Annotated in this window: 1 pseudogene; it reads right to left on the reverse strand. The window is 67.9% G+C overall.

The annotated features are described in order from the left end of the window. Nucleotides 1-745: pseudogene (locus ACFQSB_RS40205) on the reverse strand (DNA-directed RNA polymerase subunit beta); the annotation flags it as partial.

Genomic DNA, 745 nt, shown 5'->3' on the forward strand with positions numbered 1-745 from the left:
ACCTGGCCGACGTTCATCCGGCCGGGCACGCCCAGCGGGTTGAGGATGATGTCGACCGGGGTGCCGTCCTCCAGGAACGGCATGTCCTCCACGGGCAGGATCTTGGAGATGACGCCCTTGTTGCCGTGCCGGCCCGCCAGCTTGTCGCCCTCGGTGATCTTGCGCTTCTGGGCGACGTACACCCGGACCAGCTCGTTCACGCCGGGGGGGAGCTCGTCGCCCTCCTCGCGCGAGAAGACCCGCACCCCGATGACCTTGCCCGTCTCACCGTGCGGGACCTTCAGGGAGGTGTCGCGGACCTCGCGGGCCTTCTCACCGAAGATGGCGCGCAGCAGCCGCTCCTCCGGCGTCAGCTCGGTCTCACCCTTGGGCGTGACCTTGCCGACCAGGATGTCACCGGGCACGACCTCGGCGCCGATGCGGATGATGCCGCGCTCGTCGAGGTCGGCCAGGACCTCCTCGGAGACGTTCGGGATGTCCCGGGTGATCTCCTCAGGGCCCAGCTTGGTGTCGCGGGCGTCGACCTCGTGCTCCTCGATGTGGATCGAGGACAGCACGTCGTCCTGCACCAGCCGCTGGGACAGGATGATCGCGTCCTCGTAGTTGTGGCCCTCCCACGGCATGAACGCCACCAGGAGGTTCTTACCGAGCGCCATCTCACCGTTGTCGGTGCACGGACCGTCGGCGACGACCTGGTTGACCTCCACCCGGTCGCCCTCGCGGACGATGGGCTTCTGGTTGAAGC

This window comes from Sphaerisporangium rhizosphaerae (assembly GCF_042665155.1).
GTDB lineage: Bacteria > Actinomycetota > Actinomycetes > Streptosporangiales > Streptosporangiaceae > Sphaerisporangium > Sphaerisporangium rhizosphaerae.